This is a genomic window from Tsuneonella aeria (assembly GCF_009827495.1).
Taxonomy (GTDB): Bacteria; Pseudomonadota; Alphaproteobacteria; order Sphingomonadales; family Sphingomonadaceae; genus Tsuneonella; species Tsuneonella aeria.
The window spans coordinates 309140-330107 of sequence record NZ_WTZA01000001.1 but is presented as its reverse complement, the minus strand read 5'-3'; the positions used below and the strand labels follow the sequence as shown (position 1 = coordinate 330107).

At 65.2% G+C, this 20968-nt stretch carries 24 protein-coding genes and 1 tRNA gene; 10 read left to right on the top strand and 15 right to left on the bottom strand.

Translation table 11 applies throughout. From position 1 onward, the window contains the following. Positions 1-33: 33 nt before the first annotated feature. Positions 34-1452, top strand: coding sequence for a glutamate ligase domain-containing protein (locus GRI40_RS01630; protein ID WP_160609729.1), 1419 nt, complete (start codon positions 34-36; stop codon positions 1450-1452). Here the strand turns inward: GRI40_RS01630 and GRI40_RS01625 are convergent. Beyond that, positions 1449-2387, bottom strand: coding sequence for a DUF808 domain-containing protein (locus GRI40_RS01625; protein WP_160609728.1), 939 nt, complete (start codon positions 2385-2387; stop codon positions 1449-1451). The genes GRI40_RS01630 and GRI40_RS01625 overlap by 4 nt on opposite strands. A gap of 197 nt (positions 2388-2584) precedes the next feature. Between GRI40_RS01625 and rpsF the strand changes: the two genes are divergently transcribed. The 4 genes from rpsF (at position 2585) to GRI40_RS01605 (ending at position 5368) form a co-directional block, all read left to right on the top strand. Then, entirely contained in the window at positions 2585-2965 is a 381-nt protein-coding gene (gene rpsF, locus GRI40_RS01620) for a 30S ribosomal protein S6 (RefSeq protein ID WP_160609727.1), read from the top strand. Continuing rightward, the gene (gene rpsR / locus GRI40_RS01615; protein ID WP_160609726.1) at positions 2965-3189 is read left to right on the top strand and encodes a 30S ribosomal protein S18; all 225 of its coding nucleotides are present in this window, start codon (positions 2965-2967) and stop codon (positions 3187-3189) included. Before rpsF ends, rpsR begins: the two co-directional genes overlap by 1 nt. A 13-nt stretch (positions 3190-3202) precedes the next feature. Further along, complete coding sequence (rplI, locus tag GRI40_RS01610; RefSeq protein WP_160609725.1) at positions 3203-3811, top strand: 50S ribosomal protein L9; 609 nt, start codon at positions 3203-3205, stop codon at positions 3809-3811. Between the two features lie 120 nt (positions 3812-3931). Beyond that, on the top strand, positions 3932-5368 hold the full coding sequence (locus GRI40_RS01605) for an AMP nucleosidase (protein ID WP_160609724.1): 1437 nt from the start codon (positions 3932-3934) through the stop codon (positions 5366-5368). A gap of 13 nt (positions 5369-5381) precedes the next feature. Here the strand turns inward: GRI40_RS01605 and GRI40_RS01600 are convergent, their stop codons facing one another. The 8 genes from GRI40_RS01600 to trmD form a co-directional block, all read right to left on the bottom strand. Beyond that, complete coding sequence (locus tag GRI40_RS01600; RefSeq protein WP_160609723.1) at positions 5382-5834, bottom strand: YbjN domain-containing protein; 453 nt, start codon at positions 5832-5834, stop codon at positions 5382-5384. 134 nt (positions 5835-5968) lie between these two features. After that, entirely contained in the window at positions 5969-7813 is a 1845-nt protein-coding gene (locus tag GRI40_RS01595) for a M2 family metallopeptidase (RefSeq protein WP_160609722.1), read from the bottom strand. A 68-nt stretch (positions 7814-7881) separates the two neighbouring features. Next, the gene (locus tag GRI40_RS01590; RefSeq protein ID WP_160609721.1) at positions 7882-8634 is read right to left on the bottom strand and encodes an alpha/beta fold hydrolase; all 753 of its coding nucleotides are present in this window, start codon (positions 8632-8634) and stop codon (positions 7882-7884) included. Then, positions 8631-9083 (bottom strand): GFA family protein, encoded by a 453-nt coding sequence (locus tag GRI40_RS01585; protein WP_160609720.1) that lies wholly within the window; start codon positions 9081-9083, stop codon positions 8631-8633. Before GRI40_RS01585 ends, GRI40_RS01590 begins: the two co-directional genes overlap by 4 nt. Positions 9084-9129: 46 nt before the next feature. After that, positions 9130-9687, bottom strand: coding sequence for a hypothetical protein (locus GRI40_RS01580; RefSeq protein WP_160609719.1), 558 nt, complete (start codon positions 9685-9687; stop codon positions 9130-9132). A gap of 47 nt (positions 9688-9734) precedes the next feature. Next, on the bottom strand, positions 9735-10760 hold the full coding sequence (locus GRI40_RS01575; protein WP_160611309.1) for an aspartate-semialdehyde dehydrogenase: 1026 nt from the start codon (positions 10758-10760) through the stop codon (positions 9735-9737). 159 nt (positions 10761-10919) lie between these two features. Continuing rightward, positions 10920-11291: a 50S ribosomal protein L19 gene (gene rplS / locus GRI40_RS01570; protein WP_160609718.1), complete on the bottom strand. Its 372-nt coding sequence runs from the start codon at positions 11289-11291 to the stop codon at positions 10920-10922. Continuing rightward, positions 11288-12028: a tRNA (guanosine(37)-N1)-methyltransferase TrmD gene (gene trmD, locus GRI40_RS01565; protein WP_160609717.1), complete on the bottom strand. Its 741-nt coding sequence runs from the start codon at positions 12026-12028 to the stop codon at positions 11288-11290. Before trmD ends, rplS begins: the two co-directional genes overlap by 4 nt. Before the next feature lie 43 nt (positions 12029-12071). On the opposite strand from trmD, the gene GRI40_RS01560 reads away from it, so the two are divergent. Further along, positions 12072-13025 carry an NAD(P)/FAD-dependent oxidoreductase gene (locus GRI40_RS01560; protein WP_160609716.1) on the top strand — a complete coding sequence of 318 codons (954 nt, stop codon included), beginning with the start codon at positions 12072-12074 and terminating at the stop codon, positions 13023-13025. A gap of 5 nt (positions 13026-13030) precedes the next feature. Here the strand turns inward: GRI40_RS01560 and rimM are convergent, their stop codons facing one another. The 5 genes from rimM to GRI40_RS01535 form a co-directional block, all read right to left on the bottom strand. Continuing rightward, the gene (rimM, locus tag GRI40_RS01555; protein WP_202390113.1) at positions 13031-13516 is read right to left on the bottom strand and encodes a ribosome maturation factor RimM; all 486 of its coding nucleotides are present in this window, start codon (positions 13514-13516) and stop codon (positions 13031-13033) included. A gap of 5 nt (positions 13517-13521) precedes the next feature. Further along, positions 13522-14070 (bottom strand): 30S ribosomal protein S16, encoded by a 549-nt coding sequence (rpsP, locus tag GRI40_RS01550; RefSeq protein WP_160609715.1) that lies wholly within the window; start codon positions 14068-14070, stop codon positions 13522-13524. 33 nt (positions 14071-14103) lie between these two features. Continuing rightward, positions 14104-15582 (bottom strand): signal recognition particle protein, encoded by a 1479-nt coding sequence (gene ffh, locus GRI40_RS01545; protein WP_160609714.1) that lies wholly within the window; start codon positions 15580-15582, stop codon positions 14104-14106. A 120-nt stretch (positions 15583-15702) separates the two neighbouring features. Next, positions 15703-15778 (bottom strand) — tRNA-Ala (locus GRI40_RS01540). A gap of 101 nt (positions 15779-15879) precedes the next feature. Then, on the bottom strand, positions 15880-16203 hold the full coding sequence (locus tag GRI40_RS01535; RefSeq protein ID WP_160609713.1) for a TIGR02300 family protein: 324 nt from the start codon (positions 16201-16203) through the stop codon (positions 15880-15882). Positions 16204-16398: 195 nt separating this feature from the next. Between GRI40_RS01535 and aroA the strand changes: the two genes are divergently transcribed. Together aroA and GRI40_RS01525 are read left to right on the top strand one after the other, a co-directional pair. After that, positions 16399-17700 (top strand): 3-phosphoshikimate 1-carboxyvinyltransferase, encoded by a 1302-nt coding sequence (gene aroA / locus GRI40_RS01530; protein ID WP_237488971.1) that lies wholly within the window; start codon positions 16399-16401, stop codon positions 17698-17700. A gap of 6 nt (positions 17701-17706) precedes the next feature. Then, positions 17707-17955 (top strand): CBU_0592 family membrane protein, encoded by a 249-nt coding sequence (locus tag GRI40_RS01525; protein WP_160609711.1) that lies wholly within the window; start codon positions 17707-17709, stop codon positions 17953-17955. 7 nt (positions 17956-17962) lie between these two features. Here the strand turns inward: GRI40_RS01525 and GRI40_RS01520 are convergent, their stop codons facing one another. Continuing rightward, positions 17963-18283 carry an SMR family transporter gene (locus GRI40_RS01520; RefSeq protein ID WP_160609710.1) on the bottom strand — a complete coding sequence of 107 codons (321 nt, stop codon included), beginning with the start codon at positions 18281-18283 and terminating at the stop codon, positions 17963-17965. Between the two features lie 141 nt (positions 18284-18424). On the opposite strand from GRI40_RS01520, the gene GRI40_RS01515 reads away from it, so the two are divergent. Then, entirely contained in the window at positions 18425-19066 is a 642-nt protein-coding gene (locus GRI40_RS01515; RefSeq protein WP_160609709.1) for a (d)CMP kinase, read from the top strand. A gap of 178 nt (positions 19067-19244) precedes the next feature. After that, entirely contained in the window at positions 19245-20957 is a 1713-nt protein-coding gene (rpsA, locus tag GRI40_RS01510) for a 30S ribosomal protein S1 (RefSeq protein ID WP_160609708.1), read from the top strand. The last annotated feature ends 11 nt before the right edge of the window (positions 20958-20968 follow it).

The window sequence follows — 20968 nt, the reverse complement described above, 5'->3', positions numbered from 1 at the left end:
GCGCACATCCCCGCCTAATCGTCGCCGCCGATCATGCACAGTTTCATCGACATCGCGGCCCGCCCCTGGTTCTTCTGCGGCATCGGCGGGTCAGGCATGCTGCCCTTGGCCCAGATCGTTCGCGGCCTGGGAGGAACGGTGGCGGGTTCGGACCGCAGCCACGATCAGGGGCGCACGCCCGAAAAGTTCGCCTGGCTGGCGGAGAACGGTTTCGACCTTTTCCCGCAGGACGGAAGCGGGGTGACATCCCCCGACCAGATCGTCGTAGCGAGCGCCGCAGTCGAGGACACCGTGCCGGAGATCGCCAAGGCGCGCGAGCTTGGTTGCGAGCGGATGTCGCGGGCGGAGCTCAACGCCGCCCTGTTGAACGCGGCCGGGACGGGCATCGCGATCGCCGGCACCAGCGGCAAGTCCACTGTCACGGCCATGCTCGGATGGATCCTGCACTGCGCCGGCCGCGCTCCGACGATCATGAACGGCGCGGTGATGAAGAACTTTGCCACCGCCGCCGATCCCTTCGCGAGCGCGCACGTTGGCGGCCGCGACACCTACGTCAGCGAAGTGGACGAGAGCGACGGGTCCATCGCGCTCTATCGCCCGGAGGTCGGGGTGCTGCTCAACGTCAGCCTCGATCACAAGAGCATGGCGGAACTGCGCGTCCTGTTCGCGGACTACCTCCAGGCATCCGCGCGGCGCGCCGTGAATTTCGACGATCCGGAAGCCCGCGCGCTCGCCGGCGCCCTCGGCGGGGTGACCAGCTTTGCCGTCGACCATACGGACGCGGACCTGTTCGTCGAAGCGGGCTCGATCGTCGAAACCGCCACATCGATCGCGGCGCAGATCGTCGACCGCCGCGACGGTTCACGTCACGCGATCCGGGTGGCCATGCCCGGGCGGCACAACCTTTCCAACGCGCTGGCAGCGATCGCCGGTGCGTCGGCGGCGGGGGTCCGGCCCGAAGAAGCGGCCGCCGCGATGGCATCGTTCAAGGGCCTTGCCCGGCGTTTCGATATCGTCGGCACCACCTACTCCGGCATCACCGTGATCGACGATTTCGGCCACAATCCCGAGAAATGCGCCGCCACCTTGCGAACACTGCGGCGCCATCCGGGCCGGGTACTCGCGTTCTTCCAGCCCCACGGCTACGGACCCTTGCGCCAGATGGGGGGTGAGCTTGCCGAGACATTCGCCCGCGAGCTCGGCGAAAATGATCGGACGTTTATCTGCGATCCGCTCTATTTCGGCGGCACGGTAGAACGTGACGGGGGCGCTGAACGGATCGTCCGCCTGATCGAACAGGCCGGCGGCCGGGCCGAGCATGTTCCCACGCGGGACGCCGTGGCGGAGCGGGTCGCGGCCCTCGCCCGACCCGGAGACCGCATCGTGGTCATGGGCGCACGGGACGATACGCTGAGCGCCTTTGCAAGCGACCTTCTCGCCCGCCTGGGCTAGTGGGCGCCCACCTTCAGCACCTTGTGCAGAACGAACACGATGATCGCCCCCAGGATCAGCCCCACCAGGGCTGAAAGCGCAGCGTAAGTCATCCACCCGAGGATGCCGCCGAGCGCGCCGGAGGCAGCCTCCACCGCGTGGCGCATCACTTCCACCAGGTGCTCGGGCCCCGGGACGCCCAGCTCGTATAGGCCGTGGAGGATGATCCCCCCGCCCACCCATAGCATGGCAACGGTGCCGACCACCGAAAGCAGAGTCAGGACCTTGGGCATCGCCAGCAGCAATCCCCGCCCGACCTTTTGAGCGGAAGCGGAGGAACGGTGAGTCAGATGGAGGCCGACATCGTCCATCTTCACGATAAGTCCGACCACTCCATAAACCACCAGGGTGATGCCGATACCAACCACAGCCAGGATCGCCGCGCGCGCAAGCAGTGTCTCGGGCCCGATCGAGGCCAGGGTGATCGCCATGATTTCCGCCGAGAGGATAAGATCGGTGCGGATTGCCCCCGCGACGCGCGATTTCTCGAAAGCGACCGGATCCTCGATCGGATCTTCCAGCGTCTCGCCGTGTTTTGCGCCGCCGAGCTTCTCGATGACCTTTTCCGCGCCTTCGTAGCAGAGGAATGCGCCGCCCAGCATCAGCAGCGGCGTTATCGCCCATGGCAGGAATTCGCTCAGCAGGAGGGCGATCGGCAGCAGGATCACCAGCTTGTTCTTGAGACTGCCCCGCGCGATGCGCCAGATGATCGGCAATTCGCGGTCTGGCGTGAAGCCGGTGACATAGGCTGGCGTCACGGCCGCATCGTCGATCACCACGCCGGCCGCCTTTGCGCCGGCCCTGCTGGCCGCAATTCCCACATCGTCTATCGAGGCGGCAGCCGCGCGCGCGATTACCGAAACGTCGTCAAGCAGCGCAACCAGACCACCGGCCATGCGTATCTCCCCACTCGCGGGCCAAGTGCCCGCCAGGCGACAAGCGCACAAGACTTGCTTTTGTGCCCGATCCGGCTAAGGGCCCCGCTTTCCGCAATCAATGCGCAAGCCGGGGGCGGGAAATCAAGAAAGCCGGAGGGGCCCCTGCGATCCGCGCGGGACAAGCCAGCGATCGGCATGGACAAGGACGTAAGAATATGGCTCTGTACGAGCACATCTTTCTCGCGCGCCAGGATCTGAGCCAGGCTCAGGTCGATGCATTGGCCGCGACGGCCACCGAAATCGTCGAAGCGAACGACGGCAAGGTGACCAAGACCGAGACCTGGGGTCTCAAGAACCTCGCCTACAAGATCGACCGCAACCGCAAGGCGCACTACGTCATGCTCAACATCGAGGGGCCCGGCTCCGTCGTTGCCGAGCTCGAGCGTCAGACCCGGATCAACGAAGACGTGATCCGTTACCTGACCGTGCGTGTCGACGAGCATGAGAGCGGCCCCAGCGTGATGATGCGCAAGGGCGACCGCGAACGTGGAGACCGCGATCGCAAGCCGCGTCGCGACCGTGAGGAGCGCGACTGATGGCCCGCCCGTTTTTCCGCCGCCGCAAGTCCTGCCCGTTTTCGGGCAAGAACGCGCCGAAGATCGATTACAAGGACGTGCGCCTGCTTCAGGGCTTCATGTCCGAGCGGGGCAAGATCGTCCCCAGCCGCATCACCGCCGTTTCTGCCAAGAAGCAGCGTGAGCTTGCCCAGGCCATCAAGCGTTCGCGCCAGATCGGCCTGCTGCCCTACATCGTGAAGTAAGGAGGGCCGCACAATGGATATCATCCTGCTCGAACGAGTCGCTAATCTCGGCGCGATGGGCGATGTCGTGACCGTCAAGGACGGGTACGCGCGCAACTTTCTGCTCCCGCAAAAGAAGGCGCTGCGCGCCAACGAAGCGAACCGCAAGGTCTACGAATCGAACCGCGAACGCCTGGAAAAGGAAAACGCCGATCGCCGTAGCGACGCCGAAAAGGCTGGCGGCGACCTCGAAGGCGCCGAGATCGTCCTGATCCGTTCGTCCTCGAACGCCGGCCAGCTTTACGGTTCGGTCAACGTCCGTGACGTCGTCAGCGGTCTGGAAGCTGCCGGCCACAAGGTCGACAAGCGCCAGGTCGTGATGGGTCACCCGATCAAGACCCTGGGTGTCCACGACGTCACCATCGCGCTCCACCCTGAAGTGCACGTGACGGTGAAGGCCAACGTGGCCCGCTCCGATGACGAAGCGGAACTGCAGCGCCAGGGCGTCGATGTCATCGGATCGATGGCGGCCGACGAACGCAACGAAACCGAAGGCTTCACCGAGGAAGTCGACCGCAGCCTGGAGCCGGGAGAGATTCCGGCCGACCTGCTGGAAGAACGCGCATCGGCCGACGAGGCCTGATCCCCGCGATCTCGACACCGAACAGAGGGCGCCGCGAAAACGGCGCCCTTTTTTCGTGCGTGCCTGAACGCGGTATCTCCGCCGTTTGAAATGTCATCATCGGCGCGCTATCGGCGGTCGATGCAATCCATCGATACGGTCATCAGGGAACTTACCGAACTCCACGCCCGCGCGGTCGAGACCTTGCGCGGCGATATCCTGGCATATTCGCGCGAAGGCACCGCGCCCCCCGCCCATCGGCGGTTCGACGGCAGCTACGCATATCCTGAACTGGTGCTGCGCTTCACGGGCGGGGAACCCCGCCAGGGCCGTGGCCGCGCGTTCGGACGGCTCAATACGCCGGGCACCTATGCTACCACTGTCACCAAGCCCGCACTGTTCGCGGATTACTTGCGCGATCAGCTCCAGTTGATCGCGGCGGATTACGACATCGCCCTCGAAGTGCGCGCCTCGCGCCAGGAAATCCCCTTTCCCTATGTCCTTGACGGCGGTGCCGGGCTCGAACTGTCACGCATCAGTCCGCAGGAACTCGCGCGCCATTTCCCCGCGACCGAGCTTGCCCTGATCGGCGATGAACTGGCGGACGGGATCGAGATTGGGGGAGGCGAAACGATTCCCCTCTCCCTGTTCGACGGGCTGCGCACCGATTTCTCGCTCGCGCGCCTCGCCCATTACACGGGCACCGCACCCGAACACTTCCAGCGCTTCATCCTGTTCACAAACTATCACCGCTATGTCGACGAATTCGTCGATTGGGCGGCCGCGCAGCTGGGCGAAAACGGGCACACGGCGCTCGCCGGCGCCGGTGGCCTCATGCTCACCGAAAAGCGAGAGAACGCGCGGCTCCAGTTGTCGGACACGGCATGGCGCCGGCACCAGATGCCCGCCTATCACCTGATCGGCGAGAACCGCAGCGGGATCACCCTCGTCAACATCGGCGTCGGCCCGTCCAACGCCAAGACGATCACCGATCATCTTGCCGTTCTCAGGCCGGAGGCGTGGTTGATGATCGGCCACTGCGGCGGGCTTCGCCCCAGCCAGAAGATCGGAGATTACGTCCTGGCACACGCCTACCTGCGGGACGATCACGTGCTGGACATGGTCCTGCCGCCGGAGATTCCCTTGCCGGCCATCGCCGAAGTGCAGCAGGCGCTCTACGGCGCGGCGGAAGAAGTGTCCGGCACGCACGGCGCCGATCTCAAGCAACGCATGCGCACCGGCACAGTCGTCACGACGGACGATCGCAACTGGGAACTCCAGTATACCCGCTCCGCACACCGAATGTCGTTGAGCCGCGCGGTCGGTGTGGACATGGAAAGCGCTACCATCGCCGGCCAGGGTTACCGCTTCCGCGTGCCTTATGGCACGCTCCTGTGCGTAAGCGACAAGCCGCTACATGGCGAAATCAAGCTGCCTGGCCAGGCCAACCGCTTCTACGAAGAAGCGATCGCGGCCCACCTCCAGATCGGTGTGGCGGCATGCCGCCGGTTGAAGGAGGAAGGCGACCGGTTGCACAGCCGCAAGCTGCGCGCGTTCAACGAACCGCCGTTCCGCTAAAGGACTGCCGCGCCTAGTTTCCGCGCTCTTCTGCAAAAATCATGTCGGACACATCGGTCAGGTTGTCGGAATATGCCTCGAGTGAACGGATGAAGACCTGGCGGGGAATGCCCGCGCCGGTCACGAGGTCGAAATTGACCCACGGATCGCCGTCTTTATCGAGCCACATGGCCGTATAGCGGTACTTGGTGACGATCTCGTTCAGCAGCGAAAGAGGCATCGGCTTTTCGCGATCAAAGCCTGCGCGAAACTGCAGCGATTCGCACCGATCGTGGTTGGTTTCGTCGCAGCCGTAGAAATAGATGAATCCGTCAAACTGGCCGAACGCCGTCTTGATCATGGGATCGCCGTAGCCGTCGACGTCGAGATCCGCCTTGTAACCGGCATCGCGCATCGCCTTCGCGATGCCTCCCGGATTGTATGCCGTCACCGTCTCGTCAGCGGCGAGAACCGGCGTGCCGCCCAAAAGGACCATCGAAAGCGCGGCTGCAGCGCATATCCTGATCGAAGACCTCACGTGCGAATCCCCCTGATGAACTTGCCCTCAAGGGGCTCTCATCAGGGGGATTCGATCCGGCCGCAAGTACGATCGCGCGCGCGTTACCAGCCCTTGGGCTTGCCCTTGTTCTGCTGGTCGAGCCACTTCTTGAGCGGCGCGAAATAGTCCAGCATCGGCTTCGCGCTCATCTGCCGGGTTCCGGTGAAGACCTGCAGCGCGTCAGGCCAGGGCTTCGATGCGCCCATCTCGAGCATGGCGTTCAGCTTCGCCCCGACCTCCTTGTTGCCGTAGAAGCTGCAGCGATGCAGCGGTCCCTCCCACCCGGCCTGCTTGCACGCCGCCTGGTAGAACTGGAATTGCAGGATCCGCGCCAGGAAGTACCGGGTGTAAGGCGTGTTGCCGGGGATGTGGTACTTCGCACCGGGATCGAACGCGTCGGCCGGCCGGTCGACGGGCGGAACGATGCCCTGGTACTGCTTCTTCAGGTCGACCCAAGCGGTGTTGTAGTTTGCCGGGGTGATCGACCCGTCGAACACGCCCCAGCGCCACTTGTCGACCAGCAGGCCGAACGGGAGGAACGCCACCTTGTCCATGGCCTGGCGCAGCAGCAACCCGGTGTCCTTGTCCGCGCTCGGTACTTTCGACGCGTCGAGCAGGCCGATGTCGACAAGGTACTGCGGCGTGATGGACAGCGCGACGAAATCGCCGATCGCCTCGTGGAAACCGTCGTTCGCACCGTTCAAGTAAAGAAACGGCTGATCGTTATAGGCCCGTTGGTAGTAATTGTGCCCAAGCTCGTGGTGAATGGTGACAAAGTCATCGGAATTCACCTTGGTGCACATCTTGATGCGGATATCGTCCTTGTTGTCGATGTTCCACGCGCTGGCATGGCACACGACTTCGCGGTCCGCCGGCTTCACGAACATCGATCGCTGCCAGAACGTCTGCGGCAGCGCCTCGAACCCGAGCGAGGAATAGAACCCCTCGCCGATCTTCACCATGTCGAGCGGCGTCTTGCCCTGGGCGGCCAGCAGTTCGCCGATGTCATAGCCAAGATCGCCCGCGCCTGCGGGAGCCACCAGGGGATAGATGTTGCCCCATTCCTGAGCCCACATGTTGCCCAGCAGATCGGCGCGGATCGGGCCCGTCTTGGGTTGCACCGCATCGCCGTACTTCTCGTTGAGTTTCCAGCGAACATACGTGTGCAGCGCTTCGTACAGCGGCTTCGTTTCGTTCCACAGCCGCTCCGTCATCGCGGTGAATTCAGCCGGCGTCATGTCGTAACCCGAACGCCACATCGCGCCCGTGTCGGCAAAGCCGAGCTCCTTCGCGCCCTCGTTGGCGATCGTGACCATGCGGGCGTAATCGTCCTTCATCGGAGCGCCCACGTTGGTGTGCCAGCTTGCCCACATCTCGGCGAGTTCGGCCGGTGTCCGCTCGAGGTTCCCCATCTCGGCCTCGATGTCGGACCCGCTGATCTCCTTGCCGTTGAGCGTGCCCTTGCCCTTGCCGTACTGGCTCTGCAGGTCGGTCGCGATCTGGTTCAGTTCGGTTGCGGCACCCGGGCGGGTCGGCGCCGGGAGGACCAGGCCGTTGCGCATGATGTCGAGCTTGCGCCTCACATCGGCATCGAGACCGGGGAGCGCGGCAAACTTCGCCGCCTCCAGGGCGTACCTGACGCTTTTCTCCGTGCCCACCGCATTGATCCGCGCGGCCATCGCGTCGGTATCTTCGGTAATATACGTCGCGTTCACCCAGTTCACCTGGCTGGCTTCGACCGTGTAGTCGAACAAGTCCTTTTCCGCCGCGGCGACGAATCGGGCGGCGCCTTCCGGCGTCAGGGGATAGGCACTGTTGGCGGCGGCCGTTGGCGCGGTTTCCTGGGCGAACGCCGGCGTGGCGAGCGCCACGGCGAGCGCGGCAAGCGCGGTGGATGCAAACTTCATGGGCTGAATCTCTCCCGGATCATGTTCTGGTTGCGTTTGTTACGGCCGTAACCTGTGCGCCGCGTGAATCAAGGCGAGAGGAACCGGGCAATCGCCTCGCCCATCGCGGGTTCGGTGACGGAACTCATGTGCGTGCCGGGCACCTCTTCCAGCCGCGCATCGGGCAAGGCGGCGACCAATTTCGCCGGATCGCCATTGTCCCGATCCTGCGCCCCGCACAGGACCAGCGTCGGCATCGTTATCCGGGCGAGTTCGGCCGGCTCGGTATCCCCCACCGATTCAAGCAGAAGGCGGGCCGCGGCGCGATCCACCTTCTGTGTTTTCATGAAGCTGACCGCGAAGAATGCCGGGTCGCCGTGCTTCACGGTCTCGAACCGGTCGATGGCGTCGAGGAAGAATGCCGCACGCCGATTCCATCCGGCCAGTCCTTCGAGCCCCATGCCGGCGAGCACCAGCCGTCGGGGCTTGAGCCCCGTGATGACACCGCGCGCCGCCGTCCGCGAACCGAGGGAAAACCCCACAAGATCGAAGTCCGCCAGGTCCAGCCCAGCGACCAGCGCGGCCAAGTCCTTGACGAGCACGTCGTGCGGATAAGCCTCCGCCTCGTGCGGCCTGGCGCTCGCCCCGTGCGCGCGAAGATCGGGCATGATCGCCTCGAACCCTGCGTCGGCGAGGCGCTGCGCGTGTCCGAACCGGATCCAGTTGGTGCTCGCGTCGGAAAACAGGCCATGCAGCAGCAGCACGGGCCGGCCCGATCCCATCCGGTGGACCGCAAGGGGTTGCCCGTCGTATCCCGGATGAATTTCGCAGATCGCGTTCATGGCGGGGGCTCCACTCCTGCCTGGCGCCATTTCTGCACCAGCACTTCGTACTCGTCGGTGCGGATCCGCGGCAAGGCGCTGGTGTCCAGCCACGCCTCATGCAGGCTCTCCGCCCCGAAGTGATGCTTGGGCACGAAGTCACCCGGGTCGTCGAAGCTGCCAACGGTGAGGTCCATCTTCGTGGAGCCCGTCTTGAACCGGAACCCCAACGGTGTCCCGCACCGCGCGCAGAACGGCCGCTCCGCGATGGGCGAGCTTTCGTAGAAGTCGGGCTCGCCATCCCAGTCGACGTCAGCCTGTTCGACGGAGACGAAGCTCGCTGCGAAGCCCCCGGTCGCGCGCTGGCACATCCGGCAGTGGCACAGATATGCTTCTGCCGGATCGACGGACGCGGTGTAGCGCACACGTCCGCACTGGCAGCCCCCGCTTTTCTGCAAAAGGTTGGTCATCCAGCAAGTCTAAAGCAGCGCGGACGATCCGCAAAGCGCAAGGGGTTTACCGGAAGAAGCAGTTCGCGCCGGCATGGAGAGACGCGATCCGGGCGTTCTCGCCGGCCCCGTCGGCAAAGCCCCCGATTTCCCGACCGTCGGCGGAAACGTATGTGAATTCGCCTTCCAGCGTGCTTTCGGCAACGCGCTTGACGCTGCGGCCGACCGCCAAGTCGCGCAACCGCATGCCGGGGCGAATACTGTCCCGCGTCACAGAATTGCGCCCGGGCTCCGCCCACCAGCCTGCCAGGCGGTCATCCAGGAAGTTGAGTGTAAGCGATCCATAGCGAACGAACCGCATCGGTCCGGCGCCGCACTCCGCGTTTTCGCTCCGCACCGCAGGCTCTGCCAATGCCCGCTCGGCCGACGTCTCGACCGCGTCCCGCGGCGTGCCGAACGGAAAGAATCGAGCATTCGCCTTCGCGCGCCCGATCGCGATGCCGTCAGTATCCAGTATCGCTACGCCCTGATGCGCGGCTGGCGCGACTGCGGTTGCCGCAGCGGTGCCTGCCGCCTTCGGCGCCTCGTCCCGGGCCGGCGGACCGCCACATGCGCCGATGAACATCAGCGGCACCATCAAAGCTACTGCCAGGCTGGCAGTGCGACCAGCCTTCATCCCTTCTGAAGGCACCGGCGGCCGAGCAGCTCCGCGATCTGCACGGCATTCAGCGCTGCGCCTTTGCGCAGGTTATCCGAAACGCACCAGATGTTGAGCCCGTTCTCGACCGTCGGGTCATCCCGCACGCGCGAGACATACGTCGCCCCGTCGCCCACGCATTCGATCGGGGTGACGTATCCACCGTCTTCACGCTTGTCGATCAGCATCACGCCGGGCGCTTCACGCAGAATGTCCATCGCCTGTTCGGCGCCGAGCTCGCGTTCAAATTCGATATTGATCGATTCGGAGTGACCAACGAACACCGGCACGCGCACGCAGGTGGCGGTCACCTTGATCTTCGGGTCGAGGATCTTCTTGGTCTCGACCACCATCTTCCATTCTTCCTTGGTCGAACCATCGTCGAGGAAGCTGTCGATGTGCGGGATCACGTTGAACGCGATCTGCTTGGTGAACTTCTGCACCTCCACCTGGTCGCCGACGAAGATGGCGCGGCTTTGCTGGAACAGTTCGTCCATACCCGCCTTCCCGGCACCGCTTGTCGACTGATAGGTGCTGACGACCACTCGCTTGATCCCGGCCGCATCGTGCAGCGGTTTCAGCGCGACGACCATCTGCGCAGTGGAGCAGTTCGGGTTGGCGATAATATTCCGGGCGGAATATCCGTCGATCGCATCCGGGTTCACTTCCGGCACGATCAGCGGCACATCCGGGTCCATGCGGTAGAGCGAGGAATTGTCGATAACGACGCAGCCTGCGGCAGCGGCCCGGGGCGCGTGCTCCTTGGCGGGGCCGCTGCCGGCAGCAAACAGGGCGATGTCCCAGCCGGCGAAGTCGAAGTGATCGATGTTGCGGCATTTCAGCATCTTGCCGGTGTCGCCGAACTCGACCTCGGTCCCGACCGAGCGCGAGCTGGCCACCGCCGCGAGCTCATCAATGGGAAATTCGCGCTCCGCCAGCACGGCCAGCATTTCGCGGCCCACATTGCCGGTCGCACCGACCACTGCCACCCGGTAGCCCATGGCCATGTCTCCTTCGCACCTGCAAAAATTTCGGGCCGACGCCTAAGCCTCTCGTGGGCAAAGCGCAACGGGGGTGGGCACGCAGCGCAATTGACCCGCTCACGAAAAAGGGCGCCCCGGCCGACCGGAGCGCCCTTTCGTGCTCGTATGCGCGAAAGCTTACTGCGAAGCGGTCTCGCGGCGTTCGGCGATGCGCGCGCGCTTGCCGGTGCGGCCGCGCAGATAATAGAGCTTCGCCCGGCGAACGATACCGCGACGAACCACGGTGATGCTCTCGATGTTCGGCGAATAGAGCGGGAACACGCGCTCCACCCCTTCCCCGAAGCTCATCTTGCGGACGGTGAAATTGCTGTTGATGCCCCGGTTCGAACGGGCGATGCACACGCCTTCGAAGTTCTGGGTACGGGTACGGGTGCCTTCGACCACGCGCACGCCGATGCGTACGGTGTCACCGGCACGGAAGGCCGGGATGTCCTTGCCTTCCGACAGGGCGCCGACGGCTTCGGCTTCGAGTTGCTGGATCAGGTTCACTGGTCCGATTCCTTCGTTTCACGCCGCGCGCCAGAGGCAGGCTGAACCCGAGCGCCATCGTGACGCTCCCAAAGGTCCGGCCTGCGTAGCCGTGTATCGGATTCGCTCATGGCCTTGCGCCATGCGGCGATCCTCGCATGATCCCCCGATCGCAGCACTTCGGGGATCGTGCGCCCTTCCCATTCATAAGGTCGGGTGTACTGAGGGTATTCGAGCAAGCCTTCCTCGAAGGATTCCTCGGCACCACTGAGCGGCGCGCCCATTACGCCGGGAAGCAGCCGAATGCAAGCATCGAGCACCGCCAGCGCCGCCGGCTCTCCGCCCGAAAGAACGATGTCGCCAAGGCTGACCTGCTCGATATGCGGGCGCGCCTCGAACAGCCGCTCGTCGAAGCCTTCGAAGCGGCCACACAGGATGGTTACGCCCGGGCCCGCGGCAAGGTCCCGAACGCGGGCCTGCGCGATCGGTGCGCCCCGCGGCGTCATCGCCAGGACGGGCCGATCGTCTGCAACACTGTCGAGCGCCGCGGCCAGGACGTCCGCCTTCAGGACCATTCCAGCGCCGCCGCCCGCCGGGGTGTCATCCACCGTGCGGTGGCGATCCATCGCGAAGTCGCGGATCTGCACGGTCTGAAGGCTCCAATCCCCCCGCTCCAGCGCGCGCCCGGCGAGCGAAATCGCCAGTGGCCCGGGAAACATCTCGGGATAAAGCGTTAAGACGGTGGCGGCGAACGGCATCGGCGCGCCATGCGACAGACAGCCAGGGGGATCAAGGCAGGCGATGGACGACACAACCACCGACGATTGCATCATCATCGGCGCAGGGCCGGCGGGGCTGACCGCGGCGATCTATCTTGCGCGCTATCACCTTTCGATCCGCCTGTTCGACAACGGTACCAGCCGCGCGGCCTGGATTCCGTGCACGCACAACCATGCCGGCTATCCGGACGGGATCGAAGGCAAGGAACTGCTGCGCCGGATGCGCGAACAGGCGCGCAAATACGGCGCCATCCGCGAGGAAAAGACAGTCGAACATCTGGCCCGGGTGGGCGACCGCTTCACCGTCGGCACCGAGGGGGCCACTTACACCGCCCGCAGCGTGCTGCTCGCAACCGGGGTCGTGAACCGCCGGCCCGATGGCCTGGAGGAAAGCGTGCATGACGAAGCGCTCGCACGCGGTCTGTTGCGCTATTGCCCGGTGTGCGACGGCTATGAGGTGACCGACAGGCGAGTGGCCGTGATCGGCACGGGCAAGCACGGCACTGCCGAAGCCCTGTTCCTGCGCGGGTTCACCGCCGATCTCACGCTGGTGAGCTCACAAGGCGACCATGAACTCGACGCAGAGTGCATGGCGCGCCTCGACGAGGCGGGGATCATCTGCATCGCCGGGCCATGCGGGGGCTACGCGATCGAGGGAGATCAACTGGCGTTCGACACCGCGCAGGGACGAGTGGCTTTCGACAGCGTCTATCCTGCACTGGGCTCGCATGTCCGTTCGGAGCTCGCGGAGTTGGCAGGGGCACGTATCGGCGAAGGGCATTGCGTGACGGTGGACGCGCATCAGGAAACGAGCGTCCCCGGCCTGTTCGCGGCCGGCGACGTCGTGATCGGGCTCGATCAGATCAGCAATGCCATGGGGCAGGCGGGAGTCGCGGCGACGACCATCCGCAATCACCTGGCAAAGGAACGTCCGATGTTACGCGCTGCGCCGGAAGGCGGGGACCGTGGCGGCTAGGATCGTCAGTCGGGTACGAAGCCGTCCGCGATGACCACGCCTTCGGCCGACCAGGATGGCGCGGCCACCAGCGTGAAGGGGACCATGAAACGTCCGCCCGCGACGGCTTCGATCTCGAGAATATCGCCCGCACCGAAATTTTCGATGCCGACCACGGTGCCAATTGCCGTGCCGTTCTCGGTCGTGACGGGCAGGCCGATTATGTCGGCGTGATAATACTCGCCTTCGGCAAGCGGAGGCATCGCGGAACGCGGGACAGTGAGCACAGTTCCGCGCAGCTTTTCAGCGGCCGTGCGATCCGGCACTTCGGCGAAGCGGGCGATCGCCCCGCCCTTGCCATCGTTACGCAGCGTCCGGACAGTCAGCGCGCCATCGTTGAAGGCGGCATATCTTTTTAGGGCATCGAGCCCTTCGCCGAACAGCTTGAGACGGACGTCGCCCGTCACCCCGTGCGCGCCGGTGATGGCGGCCAGGGTAACGGGCTTGTCCATCGGGATCAGCCTTCCGCCTTTTCTTCGCTACCTTCGACGGGCTCTTCCGAACTCGCCTTCAGCGTACTGCCTTCGTCGGGCTCGGCGGCACCCTCGGCCGGCGAATCGGCGCCCGGCGCGGCTTCGTCCGCGGGGGCTTCGGCAGCGGCCTCTTCAACTGCCGGCGCTTCTTCCGCTTCAGGCTGGGCGGCGGCAGCTGCGGCAGCTTCCTCTGCCTCGGCAGCCTTGGCGGCACGCTCTTCCGCGCGTTCCTTGGCCGCTTCGCCCGGCTCACCCTTCTTCGGGTTGTTACGGGGCGCACGCTCGCGGATGCCGGCGGCATCGAGGAAGCGCGCCACGCGGTCAGACGGCTGCGCACCCACCGAAAGCCAGTGCTTCGCGCGGTCGCCGTTGAGCTTCACGCGCTCCTCGCTGTCCTTGGGCAGCAGCGGGTTGTACGTGCCGATCTGTTCCAGGTACTTGCCGTCACGCGCCGCGCGGCTGTCAGCCACCACGATGCGATAGTACGGACGCTTCTTCGCGCCACCGCGCGAAAGCCGGATTGCAATTGCCATTGTGTCTTACCTTTCAAATGTAAACGACTGAAATCACTTCTTCTTCATCAGGTCCTGCAGGTTGGCCGGCATCGCGCCGCTGCCGAGCCCCGGGAGCGCCGGCGGAGCCGAGCCGCCCGCCCCCCCGCCCATACCTATGCCGCCGAGCGCCCCGCCGAGACCGCCCTTGCCAAAAGCGGCAGCGAGGCCCTTGAAGCCGCCCATCTTGCGTATCTGCTTCATCGCGCGGGCCATTTCCTGGTGCATCTTGAGCAGCTTGTTCACGTCCTGCACGTCGACGCCGGCGCCCGCGGCCACGCGCTTCTTGCGCTTGGCATTCATCAGTTCGGGCCGCTCGCGTTCCATTGGCGTCATGGACGAGATGACCGCGTCCATATGCACCAGCAGCTTGTCGTCCATGCCGCTGCTGGCCATCGCGGCCTTGGCCTTCTTCATGCCGGGCATCATGCCTGCCAGCATGCCCAGCCCACCCATGTTCTGCATCTGCTTCAGCTGCATGCGCAGGTCGTTGAGATCGAACTGACCCTTTGCCATGCGCTTTGCCAGCGCCTCGGCATCTTCCTCCTTGATGGAGGCGGCAGCCTTTTCCACCAGGCTGACAACGTCGCCCATGCCCAAAATGCGGTCGGCCACGCGGCCCGGATGAAACGCCTCCAGCGCGTCGAGCTTTTCGCCCGTGCCTGCGAACTTGATCGGCTTGCCGGTGACGTGCCGCATGCTGAGCGCGGCGCCGCCACGGGCATCGCCGTCCATCCGTGTCAGCACGACGCCTGTCAGCGGCACTTCCCCGCTGAACGATTGCGCCACGTTTACCGCGTCCTGGCCGGTCAGCGAATCGACCACCAGCAGCACTTCGGTCGGCGCCGAGACGCCGGCGACCGCCTTCATCTCGTCCATCAGGGCCTGATCGACGTGGAGCCGGCCCGCGGTATCTAGCAACAGCACGTCCATTGCCTGCAGGCGCGCCGATTCCAGCGCACGCCGGGCGATGTCGACGGGTTGCTGACCCTTGACGATCGGCAGCGTCGCGACATCGACTTGCGTGCCGAGAACAGCGAGCTGTTCCTGCGCCGCCGGACGCGCCACGTCGAGCGAGGCCATCAGCGCCTTACGCCCGTGCTTCTCGCGGATATACTTGGCCAGCTTGGCGGTCGTGGTCGTCTTACCCGAACCCTGAAGCCCGACCATCATGATCACGACCGGCGGCTTGGCGGCCAGGTTCAGATCTTCCGCCTGCGCACCTTCCCCGCCGCCCAGCATCTCGACCAGTTCGTCGTGGACGATCTTGACGACCTGCTGGCCCGGCGTGACCGAGCGCAGCACGTCCTGGCCGACAGCTTTCTCCGTCACCGCGTCGATGAAGCGCCGCGCGACCGGCAGGGCGACGTCGGCCTCCAGCAGTGCGACCCGCACCTCGCGCATCGCCTCGCGCACATCCGTCTCGCTCAGCGCGCCGCGGCCGCGCAGGCGGTCGAACACGTTACCGAGGCGGTCGGACAGATTGTCGAACATGCGCTACCTCAAACCGGGGCGGCCCGTGCGGGCCTGCCGAATGCGAAAAACGCCGGCGGACGAAACCTCGTCGGCCAGCGTGCGAGCCTCAGCAGAGAACCCGACTTATCTGTTGTGCAATGGTGGAGCCTAGCGGGATCGAACCGCTGACCTCCTGCATGCCATGCAGGCGCTCTCCCAGCTGAGCTAAGGCCCCATTTCCATCGCTGTCCGCAGACCTCCTGGGAGGAGTATGCGGCGCCGCCGAAGCGGCAGGCGGGCCCTTTATGGACCCGGCCTGCGCTTGGCAAGCGGGAATTAGGTGTCGTCGTCGTTGTCGTCACCGCCAGTGGCAACGCCCAGGTCGTCGTCACCGCCCAGGTCCACGTCGTTGTCAGGCGAATCCTCGTCGTCATCGACGTCGATGTCGTCCAGTTCGTCGTCGGCCAGATCGGAATCAGGCTCGGCGTCCTTCTTCTTCTCTTCCTCGAACGGGATCGGCTGCTTCGACTTCAGCACGGGTTCCGGATCCCACTGCTCACCGCATTCGATGCAGGTCACTGGATCGTCCTTGGTGAGGTCGTAGAACCGTTCACCGCACTTGGGGCACTGGCGCTTGGCGCCCCACTCTGGCTTGACCATTGCAATTCCTCGATGCTGCCTGCCCGCGGGGGCGGATAGGCGAAATATAGGGAGACTTGATGGATAACCGGCGCACCGGAATCAAGAGCGGGCGCGCCTTGCCATAGCCCACCCCCGCTGTCAAAAGCCGCGCGCCGCCCCTCGCCGGACACATCTCCCATGAACTCGCCCTCCTTGCCTCAGCCCCGCCGCTTCATGCCTGCTGGCCCTTTGCGTGGGCGCATCCGGGTACCGGGGGACAAGTCGATCAGCCACCGGGCGATCATGCTGGGCGCCCTCGCCGTTGGTGAGACGCGCGTGACCGGCCTGCTTGAGGGCGAAGACGTCATGGCGACGGCTGCGGCCCTCGGCGCCCTTGGCGCGACGATCTACAAGGAAAGGGCGGACGATCCGTGGTCAATCCACGGCGTGGGTGTGGGCGCGCTCCTGCAACCCGAAAGCGCGCTGGAGATGGGCAATTCCGGCACGTCCACACGTTTGCTGATGGGCCTTATCGCCAGCCACGCGATCACCGCAGCCTTCACCGGAGATGCCAGCCTGTCGAAGCGCCCCATGGGCCGCGTGATCGAACCGCTGAGCCGGATCGGCGCGCAGTTCACCCCGTCGCCGGGGGGGACCCTGCCACTGATGATGACGGGCGCACCCGTCCCCGTGCCTATCGAGTATCGTCTCCCGGTGCCGAGCGCCCAGGTGAAGAGCGCTATCCTGCTCGCCGGGCTCAACACCGCCGGCATTACAACCGTGATCGAACCCGTACCGACTCGCGATCATACCGAGCGGATGCTGCGCGGCTTCGGCGCTCGCGTCGAAGTGGAGGAATCCGGCGGCACGCGCACGATCCGCATCCACGGGGAGGCGGACCTGCGCCCGCAAGCCATTATCGTGCCGGGCGACCCGTCTTCGGCCGCGTTCTTCATCGTTGCCGCGACACTGGTAGAAGGCAGCGATCTCGTGATCGAGAACGTCGGCCTCAACCCGACGCGTGCCGGGTTGATCGAGGTGCTCCGGCAGATGGGCGCTGACATTACGGCGATCGAACCGCGCGAAGTCGGCGGCGAACCGGTAGCGGACCTCCATGTGCGCCACTCCGTGCTACGGGGCATCGAGGTAGACCCGGCGCTGGCCCCCAGCATGATCGACGAATTTCCGATCCTGTTCGTCGCTGCCGCCCTGGCCCAGGGTCGCACCACCACGAGCGGGCTCGAGGAACTGCGCGTCAAGGAAAGCGATCGCCTCGCGGCCATGGCCACCGCCCTTGCCGCAGTCGGCGCGCGAGTCGAGGAAACCGCTGACGGCCTGGCGATTGACGGGTCCGGCGGCGCACCGCTGCGAGGCACGACGGACGGCCGGATCGAGACGCACCTCGACCACCGGATCGCCATGAGCATGGCGGTCGCCGGCCTCGCCAGCGTGGACGGCGTGGAGGTCGACGACGTGCGCCCCATCGGCACCAGTTTCCCGGCGTTCGAGGCGCTGCTCGAACAGGCGCGCGCCTGACGTCTCATGGATATCTATACGATCGTCGGCTTCTTCGGCATGGCCTGCATCATCGCCGCGTACGCCTACCTCACCTTCAACGCGGCGCCCAACCCGTTCGTGCTGCACGGGACTAACCTCGCCGGTGCGGCGCTGCTGACCGTGTCGCTGGTTGAACACACAAACCTGCCCAGCCTGGTCCTCGAAGGGTTCTGGGCGTCGATCGCCCTGTACGGCATCGGCAAGGCACTGGTCGAGCGCCGACGCGCATCCTGACAGCGCGTCAGCCGGGCGATGACACCTTCATCAGCACCAGGCCCGAAACGATCAGAACCGCCGCCGTAACACGCGCGACGCTCACCGTCTCGCCGAGCCACACGATGCCGAGAATGAAGGCGCCCACCGCACCAATGCCGGTCCAAACGGTGTAGGCTGTGCCCAGCGGGAGCGACTTCATGGCCAGCGCCAGCAAGGCGAAGCTCAGGATCATCGCGATGATCGTGATGGCGGAATATGTCGGCCGGGAAAATCCGTCCGAGAGCTTCATCGAATACGCCCACACGATTTCGAACAGTCCGGCGACGAACAGGTAGATCCAGGCCACGGCAGCCTCCTTCAAGGTTTCCGCCGGGCCGTCCCGGACCTCCTGCTTGTCAAAAAGCACGCGGGACGTGGCCCTCGCCCAGGCGAGATAACATTGAGCGGGCGGTTCTCAAGTCCGCGAATGCCGACTAGGGGATTTTGCATGATCATCGCCGTCGACGGCCCGACCGCATCGGGAAAGGGCACTATCGCCCGCGCGCTCGCTGCCCATTACGGCCTGCCCTATCTCGATACCGGGTTGCTCTATCGCGCGGTCGGCCGGCAGGTTTTTCTCGATGGCGGCAATCCGGACGATGGCGGCGACGCCCTCGCCGCCACAAGCTTTCCTGACGGCCTGCTGCTCGATCCGCATCTGCGCAGCGAGGAGACGGGTGGGCTCGCCAGTCGCGTGTCGATCCACCCCTCGGTCCGACAGGCACTTTTCGCGCGCCAACGCACGTTCGCTACGCAGGCCGGTGGCGCTGTACTGGACGGGCGCGATATCGGCACTGTCATTGCACCCGACGCGGACGTGAAGATCTTCGTGACGGCTGCGATCGAAACCCGTGCCCGGCGGCGGTGGAGCGAGATGCGGGAGCGGGGAGCGGACGTGACCCTGAACGAAATCGCAGCGGACATCCGCGCCCGTGACGAGCGCGACGCCGCGCGCACCGACGCGCCGCTGCGGGTCGCTGAAGGGGCGTTCGTTATCGACAACTCGGCAATGACCAGGGAGCAGGCGCTAGCCGCTGCGGTCGAGGCGGTCGAGGCGGCGCGCCTTCGCGCTTGCCCTGAGAGGCGCTAGCGCGTATGTGCGCGCCCGTCCCGACAGCATCGCTCGACAGGACCTTCGCGGCGGCATCCGGCCGCGCGGAGAAGACGGCCCTCTTGCCCCGTTGACCCCGCAATCGTGCGAGAGACGGGTAAAGACCCCGGTAAAACCGGTGGCCGGTAGCAAACGTAGTAACGGGAACCCCCGAAACATGGCTTCAACCGCCAATCCCACACGCGCCGATTTCGAGGCGCTGCTCAACGAACAGCTCGGCGGCGCCGGCGACGAAGGCTTCGAAGGCCGCGTCGTGAAAGGCACCGTGACCGCGATCGAGAATGGCATGGCCATCATCGACGTGGGTCTGAAGAGCGAAGGCCGTGTGGCCCTCAAGGAATTCACCCGCGGCGAAGGCGAAGGCGACCATGGCCTTACGGTCGGCTCGGAAGTCGAAGTGTTCGTCGACCGCGTCGAGAACGCTGACGGCGAAGCGATGCTCAGCCGCGACCGCGCCCGCCGCGAAGCCGCCTGGGACAAGCTCGAGAACGAGTTCGGCGAAGGCAAGCGCGTGGACGGCCGCATCTTCGGCCGCGTCAAGGGCGGCTTCACCGTCGACCTCGATGGCGCCGTGGCGTTTCTCCCCGGCAGCCAGGTCGATATTCGCCCGGTGCGCGATGTCGGCCCGCTGATGGACATGCCGCAGCCCTTCCAGATCCTGAAGATGGATCGCCGTCGCGGCAACATCGTCGTGTCGCGTCGTGCGGTCCTGGAAGAAACGCGCGCGGAACAGCGCAGCGAACTCATCGACAAGCTGTCCGAAGGCCAGATCATGGACGGCGTCGTCAAGAACATCACCGATTACGGTGCGTTCGTGGACCTCGGCGGCATCGACGGCCTGCTCCATGTCACCGACATGAGCTACAAGCGCGTCAACCACCCCAGCGAAGTCATCAATATCGGTGACACGGTGAAGGTGCAGATCGTCCGCATCAATCCCGATACCCAGCGCATCAGCCTGGGCATGAAGCAGCTCGAAAGCGATCCGTGGGATGGCGTCGCCGCCAAGTACCCGGTCGGCATGAAGATGAGCGGCACGGTCACGAACATCACCGAATACGGCGCGTTCGTGGAAATCGAGCCCGGCATCGAAGGCCTGGTCCACGTTTCGGAAATGAGCTGGACCAAGAAGAACGTCCACCCCGGCAAGATCGTCTCGACCTCGCAGGAAGTCGAAGTGATGGTGCTGGAAGTCGACAGCGAAAAGCGCCGCATCAGCCTCGGCCTCAAGCAGGCCCAGCGCAATCCGTGGGAAGAGTTCGCCGATGCCCACCCGGTCGGCTCGACCGTCACCGGCGAAGTCAAGAACGCGACCGAGTTCGGCCTGTTCATCGGCCTGCCCGGCGACGTGGACGGCATGGTCCACATGTCTGACATCGCCTGGGGCATCTCGGGCGAAGATGCGCTGGCGCTTCACCGCAAGGGCGAGGAAGTCCAGGCGATCGTTCTCGACGTCGATGTCGAGAAGGAACGCATCAGCCTCGGCATGAAGCAGCTCGAGAAGGGCGCACCGACTGCCGGCGCCGCCGCTTCGGCCAGCGGCCTCAAGAAGAACGACGTCGTGACCGTGACCGTGCTCGAAGTGCGTGACGGCGGCCTGGAAGTGCAGGTCGGCGACGATGGCGCAACCGGTTTCATCAAGCGCAGCGACCTCGGCCGCGACCGCGACGAACAGCGTCCTGACCGCTTCCAGGTCGGCAACAAGCTGGACGCGATGGTCACCGGCTTCGATCGTTCGAAGAAGCCGAACTTCTCGATCAAGGCGCGCCAGATCGCCGAAGAGAAGCAGGCCGTGGAACAGTACGGTTCGTCCGACTCGGGTGCTTCGCTCGGCGACATCCTCGGCGAAGCGCTGAAGGCCAAGCAGTAAGCGAACCGCGA